3 protein-coding genes and 4 pseudogenes are annotated in these 6,493 nt (G+C 63.0%); 4 read left to right on the top strand and 3 right to left on the bottom strand.

The window, feature by feature from the left end; genetic code table 11:
• Positions 1–68 precede the first annotated feature (68 nt).
• The 3 genes and pseudogenes from sdhD to ACWNCF_RS01685 form a co-directional block, all read right to left on the bottom strand.
• Positions 69–302: pseudogene (sdhD, locus tag ACWNCF_RS01695) on the bottom strand (succinate dehydrogenase, hydrophobic membrane anchor protein); the annotation flags it as partial.
• A 2-nt stretch (positions 303–304) separates the two neighbouring features.
• On the bottom strand, positions 305–718 hold the full coding sequence (gene sdhC / locus ACWNCF_RS01690) for a succinate dehydrogenase, cytochrome b556 subunit (RefSeq protein ID WP_449405785.1): 414 nt from the start codon (positions 716–718) through the stop codon (positions 305–307).
• A gap of 203 nt (positions 719–921) precedes the next feature.
• A complete protein-coding gene (locus ACWNCF_RS01685) occupies positions 922–1,719 on the bottom strand; it encodes a GntR family transcriptional regulator (RefSeq protein ID WP_449405784.1) in 798 nt (265 codons plus the stop codon).
• A gap of 264 nt (positions 1,720–1,983) precedes the next feature.
• On the opposite strand from ACWNCF_RS01685, the pseudogene ACWNCF_RS01680 reads away from it, so the two are divergent.
• The 4 genes and pseudogenes from ACWNCF_RS01680 to acnA form a co-directional block, all read left to right on the top strand.
• Positions 1,984–2,971: pseudogene (locus tag ACWNCF_RS01680) on the top strand (malate dehydrogenase).
• Between the two features lie 141 nt (positions 2,972–3,112).
• Positions 3,113–4,103 (top strand): annotated as a pseudogene (locus tag ACWNCF_RS01675) (HpcH/HpaI aldolase/citrate lyase family protein).
• On the top strand, positions 4,103–4,624 hold the full coding sequence (locus tag ACWNCF_RS01670; RefSeq protein ID WP_449405783.1) for a hypothetical protein: 522 nt from the start codon (positions 4,103–4,105) through the stop codon (positions 4,622–4,624). The pseudogene ACWNCF_RS01675 and the gene ACWNCF_RS01670 overlap by 1 nt, the downstream one beginning before the upstream one ends.
• A gap of 111 nt (positions 4,625–4,735) precedes the next feature.
• Positions 4,736–6,415: pseudogene (gene acnA / locus ACWNCF_RS01665) on the top strand (aconitate hydratase AcnA); the annotation flags it as partial.
• Between the last annotated feature and the right edge of the window lie 78 nt (positions 6,416–6,493).

Raw genomic sequence — 6,493 nt, 5'->3', positions numbered from 1 at the left:
GTTTTGGTATCTCGTTCAGTTACGTATTGCTAAGGTTAAAACAGGAGTTTAGTTGGATCATCCAGCACGTGGTAGAACAGGCCGAAGAACGTGACCATCGTGAAAAGCTTGAACCACTGGCGGGCGAACAGACCGGCCCAGCCTTCGTAGGTGAAGTTTTGCCCGGTCAGGAACGAGACCAGCAGGATGACCGTAAACACGACCATCACGATGGCGGTGACGCGCTGCGCCAGCCAGTCGCGCATGCCGTAGTGCGCGCCGACGACGAGGCGGCGCTGTCCGATGTTGTTGGGGGTAGCCATGGTTAAAACACTCCGAACAGTTTGAGGGCGACCAGCAGGGTCAGGACCAGGCTGACGATCAATACGTAGCGCGCCGTGCGCTGCGCCGCGTCCTTGTCGAGGGCCATGTGGTTGTCCATGAACAGGTGGCGGATGCCGGCGCAGAAGTGGTGCAGGTAACCCCAGGACAGGCCGAGGATGACGATCTTCGTGAACGGATGGCTGACGATCCCGGCGAAGTGCGCGAACGAGATCTCGGAGCGCACGCTCTGCTCGAACAGGTAGAGCAGGAACGGCAGGAAGAGGAACAGCACGAAGCCGCTGATACGGTGCAGGATCGACACGATGGCGGACGGCGGCTGCTTGTAATTCATCGTGATGTCCGTAATGCTCACATTACGGATCGGCTGCCTTCGTTTTTGCAAAGCTTCGGACATTGGAACACCTCCCTTAAAACTGACTTATTGATATTGGAACCCGGACTACCCCGATTTTGCGATCTGCACGGGTTCCGGCATTTTCGCTGCCAGATCCAGGCCGAAACGCGCCGATCGGGCCTCTTCGACGCTTTCCCAAAATCAAAACATTGTAATCGCTGCCAGCGATTACTGCACCAGCATAGAGCCAGCGCAAAAACTATTCAGGACAATTCGTTTTGGTAATGATGCTTGGCGGTCAGATACAATCCGCGCCGCAGTTCCACCGCTTTATCCCCATACGTAAACGACACCCGGTCCGCACACAGCAAGGGCGTTCCTTCCGCCACTTTCAGCGCCAGCGCCGTCGGCGCATCGGCCGCCACGGCCCGGATCTTTTCCGTCGCGCGGATCATGCGCGTGCCGAATTCGGATTCGAACAGGCCATACATCGGCCCCTTGTATTCCGCCAGCCGCTCGCCCGTCAGTCCCTTGAACAACTGCCCTGGCAACCACAATTCCTCGAGGATCGTGGGCGCGCCGCTGTCGCTCATCAGGCGCTTGATGTAGACCACGGCATCGCCCGATTTCAGGTCGAGCAGGCGCGCCACCTCGGCCGGCGCACGGATGCGCTTGACCTCGAGGTATTCGTGCTCGAAATGCTGGGGGACGCCTTCGTCGGGCATCAGCTTGAGGAAGCGGAAGTGGGCGCGCGCCTCGTTGTGGGTGGCGACGAACGTGCCCTTGCCCTGGCGGCGCACGACGAGGTGCTCTGCGGCGAGCTCGTCGATGGCCTTGCGCACCGTGCCCTGGCTGACCTTGTAGCGGCCGGCCAGCTCGACTTCGCTGGGGATCAGTTCGCCCGGTTTCCATTCGCCGGACTGCAGGCTCTGGGTGATGAGCGCCTTGATCTGCTGGTACAGTGGCGAAAATGTGGGGGACGGCGCCGCGCCGCCGACAGCGCTGCCGGCGCCCGTAGTCGTGGCGCCATTGCTGTTCGGATTGGACGAGGCTTGGTTCATAGACTGCGATTTTTTCATAAATCCCCTGGTCCGTCCAGTGAAGAAACCCTCGGATTATGTGTCTTATATAAGACATATGATATGAATTGACAGATGGAATGGCGCAGGACTACACTCGCGGTCGATCGAGCGTGGGCGCCCGCCTGTCAGCAATGCGCCGCACGCCCGCTTCCCAAGATGGCGCTTTTGGTATCATTGCGGTTTTCCCAAACAGGCGTATCCTTCTGCGTCGCCCCGTTTTCTTTCCCACTTTGGAGATTCATCATGGCTAAAACCCCCAAGCGCGTTGCCGTAACCGGCGCGGCCGGCCAGATCGGCTATTCCCTGCTGTTCCGCATCGCCAATGGCGACATGCTGGGCAAGGACCAGCCGGTCATTCTGCAACTGCTCGAAATCGACAACGAAAAGGCACAGAAGGCGCTCAAGGGCGTCATGATGGAACTGGAAGACTGCGCATTCCCGCTGCTGGCCGGCATGACCGCCCACAGCGATCCGATGACCGCGTTCAAGGATGCGGACGTCGCCCTGCTGGTCGGCGCCCGTCCGCGCGGCCCGGGCATGGAGCGTAAAGACCTGCTGGAAGCCAACGCCCAGATCTTCACGGTGCAAGGCAAGGCACTGGACGCCGTCGCGTCGCGTGACGTGAAAGTCCTGGTGGTCGGCAACCCGGCCAACACCAACGCCCACATCGCGATGAAATCGGCCCCGAACCTGCCGGCCAAGAACTTCACCGCCATGCTGCGCCTGGACCACAACCGCGCCCTGTCGCAAGTCGCGGCCAAGACCGGCACGGCCGTCGGCGACATCGAGAAGATGATCGTCTGGGGCAACCACTCGCCGACCATGTACGCCGACTACCGTTTCGCCACCGTCGACGGCAAATCGGTCAAGGACATGATCAACGACCAGGAATGGAACGCCAACACGTTCCTGCCGACCGTCGGCAAGCGCGGTGCCGCCATCATCGACGCGCGCGGCGCATCGTCGGCCGCATCGGCCGCCAACGCCGCCATCGACCACGTGCGTGACTGGGTGCTGGGCACCAACGGCAAGTGGACCGCGATCGGCGTCCCGTTCGGACGGTTCGTCCGGCATCCCGGAAGGCATCGTCTTCGGCTTCCCGGTGACCACCGAAAACGGCGAATACAAGATCGTGCAAGGCCTGGAAATCGATCCGTTCTCGCAAGAGCGCATCAACCTGACGCTGAAAGAACTGAACGAAGAGCGCGCAGGCGTCGCTCACCTGCTGTGAAATCATAGGGCGGGCACTGTTGCCCGCCGTATGCCGGCGTCACACACACGCTTGGTGGGCACGGGGTGCCCGCCCTACGGCAATGTACTGTTCGTAGGGTGGGCTCCCCCGAGCCCACGCAATGCATAGCCAGGACTCGACATGCATCCTTCCGAGGTTTTATTCCAGGGCCAACGCCAGCCGCCGCTGCTCCCTGCCTGCGACCACTACGCCGGCAGCGAGAAGCTGATGCGCAAGTCGATGGCACTGCAACAAGAGCTTCGGGCCGATTTTCGACATCACCTTCGACTGCGAGGACGGCGCCAGCGCCGGCGCCGAGCGCGCCCACGCCGAACTGGTGGCCGCGCTCGTGAACAGCGACGACAACCGCTTCAACCGCATCGGCGCGCGCCTGCACGACGTCACGAGCAGCCACTTCGAGCAGGACGTCGAGATCATCGTGGGCGCCGCCGCCCGCAAGCTCGCCTACGTCATGCTGCCCAAGCCGAACAGCCTGGAAGACGTCCTGCGCGCGCAGGAATCCGTCAACCGCGCGGCCACGAAAGCCGGACGCGCCGCCCTGCCGCTGCACGTGCTGATCGAGACCCACGGCGCCCTGCACGACGCCTACGCCATTGCCGCCCTGCCCCAGGTCGAATTGCTGTCGTTCGGCATCATGGACTTCGTCTCGGCGCACTACGGCGCGGTGCCGGCCGCCGCGATGCGCACGCCGGGTCAATTTACCCATCCACTCGTCGTCCGGGCGAAGCTGGAGATGGTTGCCGCATGTCATGCGCATGACAAAGTCCCTTCGCATAATGTGACGACCGAGATCAAGGACAGCGCGGTGGTCGCCAACGATGCCCAGCGCGCCGCCGCCGAGTTCGGATTCACCCGCATGTGGAGCATCCACCCCGACCAGATCAAGCCGATCGTCAAGGCGTTCACGCCGCGCCTGGCGGAAGTGAACGAAGCGACCACGATCCTCATGGCGGCGATGGCGAAGGATTGGGGCCCGATTGCCCACGCCGGCCGCTTGCACGACCGCGCCAGCTACCGATATTATTGGACGGTGTTGCAGCGCGCGAAGCTGGCCGGCCTTGCGCTGCCGGATGCCGCGGCGGCACTCGTCAATCAACCGGAATCCATCTGATGTCCATCACTCTGAAACAAATCGCCGCCGCCTGTGCCCTCGCGCTCGCGGCCGCCGGTGTTTGCGCGCCGGCATCCGCCACCACCCACGACACGCACCCGAAGGCGATCAAGGTCCTGAAGGCAAAGGCAAAATCTTCCAAGCATAAAAAAGCCGAAAAGGAAGACGTCAAGCAGGAAGTCGCCGACGACGAACCGGAACCGGACGTCACGGACACCACGCTGGCCGAATACTCTTGCGAACTGAACAACAAGGTCGCCATATACCGCAACCCGATGGACGACAGCCACATCGCGCTGCGCTGGAAGAACCACCTGCGCCGCATGGACAAGGTCGGCACGACCACGGGCGCGCAGCGCTACGAGAATGCGAAACTCGGCCTGGTCTGGATCGGCATCCCGTCGAAGGGCATCCTGCTCGACTCGAAGCAGAGCCGCCAGACTGGCCAACGAATGCAAGGACGCCGAGCAGGCGAAACCCGTGGTTGCCGCGGCCCCGGCTCCGGCCGAGAAGAAAGCTGATGCCCGGGCGCGGCATGCAGTCGGCCGTCGTCCCCGCCTCCACGGGGACGACGGCGTAGCGAACCTGGTTTGTCGCAGCAACAACAAAATCCTCTACTGAAGGGAGCTTTTATGTCTCACAACACGCTGAACACGCTGAAGGAATTCCCCATCGCGGCGGGCCAGACCGGCCAGTTCCATTCCCTCCCCGCCCTCGCCGAATCCCTTGGCGTGAACCTGTCGCGCCTGCCGGTGTCGATCCGCATCGTCCTCGAATCCGTGCTGCGCAACTGCGACGGCAAGAAGGTCACCGAGGAGCACGTGCGCCAGCTGGCGAACTGGAGCCCGACCGCCGCCCGCACCGAAGAGATTCCCTTCGTCGTCGCACGCGTCGTGCTGCAGGACTTCACCGGCGTACCGCTGCTGGCCGACCTGGCCGCGATGCGCAACGTCGCCGCCAAGACCGGCGCCGATCCGAAGAAGATCGAACCGCTGGTGCCGGTCGACCTGGTCGTCGACCACTCGGTCACCATCGACCACTTCCGCACCCCGGACGCGCTCGACCTGAACATGAAGATCGAGTTCCAGCGCAATAACGAGCGCTACCAGTTCATGAAGTGGGGCATGCAGGCCTTCGACACGTTCGGCGTCGTGCCCCCTGGCTTCGGCATCGTCCACCAGGTCAACCTCGAGTACCTGGCCCGCGGCGTGATGAAGAACGACGGCATGTACTACCCGGACACCCTGGTCGGCACCGACTCGCACACCACCATGATCAACGGCGTCGGCGTCGTCGCGGCTGCGGGGCGTGGGCGGCATCGAGGCGGAAGCCGGCATGCTGGGCCAGCCGGTCTACTTCCTGACCCCGGACGTCTGCATCGGCGTCAACCTGACCGGCACGCTGCGCGAAGGCTGCACCGCGACCGACCTGGTGCTGACCATCACCGAAATGCTGCGCAAGGAGAAGGTCGTCGGCAAGTTCGTGGAATTCTTCGGCGAAGGCACCGCCTCGCTGTCGACCACCGACCGCGCCACCATCGGCAACATGGCACCGGAATACGGCGCGACGATGGGCTTCTTCCCGGTCGACGACAAGACCGTCGACTACCTGCGCGGCACCGGCGACCCGAAGAAGAACTGGCCGCGTTCGAAAACTACTTCAAGGCCCAGCAACTGTTCGGCATCCCGCACGCCGGCGACATCGACTACACCCGCGTCGTGTCGTCGACCTGGCGACCGTCACGCCGTCGCTGGCCGGTCCGAAGCGTCCGCAGGACCGCATCGAACTGGGCAACGTGAAGGCCAACTTCGCCGACCTGTTCTCCAAGCCGACCAGCGAAAACGGCTTCAACAAATCGCGGGAAGACCTGTCGAAGGTCTACGAAACGACCAACGGCGTGCGCGTGAAGAACGGCGACGTGCTGATCGCCGCGATCACGTCGTGCACCAACACGTCGAACCCGAGCGTGATGCTGGCCGCCGGCCTGCTGGCCAAGAAGGCCGTCGAAAAAGGCCTGACGGTCGCACCGCACATCAAGTCGTCGCTGGCGCCGGGATCGCGCGTCGTCACCAACTACCTGGAAGCGGCCGGCCTGCTGCCGTACCTGACGCCAGCTGGGCTTCGGCGTGACCGCCTACGGCTGCACCACCTGCATCGGCAACGCCGGCGACCTGACCCCGGAACTGAACGCCGCGATCACGTCGAACGACATCATCGCCGCCGCCGTCCTGTCGGGCAACCGCAACTTCGAAGCGCGCATCCACCCGAACATCCGCTCCAACTTCCTGGCCTCGCCGCCGCTGGTCGTCGCCGACAGGTGCTGGATCATCCAACGAACTCCTCCGTTTTAACCTTAGCAATACGTAACTGAACGAAGTAGATGAACATAG

This window comes from Massilia phosphatilytica (assembly GCF_977014125.1).
The sequence above is the reverse complement of the archived record's forward strand: the minus strand, read 5'-3'. Positions and strand labels throughout refer to the sequence as shown.

What these genes read in the sequence shown, in the direction of transcription:
- sdhC (WP_449405785.1), bottom strand. Translation starts at nt 718, where the DNA reads ATGTCCGAAGCTTTGCAAAAACGAAGGCAGCCGATCCGTAATGTGAGC.
- ACWNCF_RS01685 (WP_449405784.1), bottom strand. Translation starts at nt 1,719, where the DNA reads ATGAACCAAGCCTCGTCCAATCCGAACAGCAATGGCGCCACGACTACG.
- ACWNCF_RS01670 (WP_449405783.1), top strand. Translation starts at nt 4,103, where the DNA reads ATGTCCATCACTCTGAAACAAATCGCCGCCGCCTGTGCCCTCGCGCTC.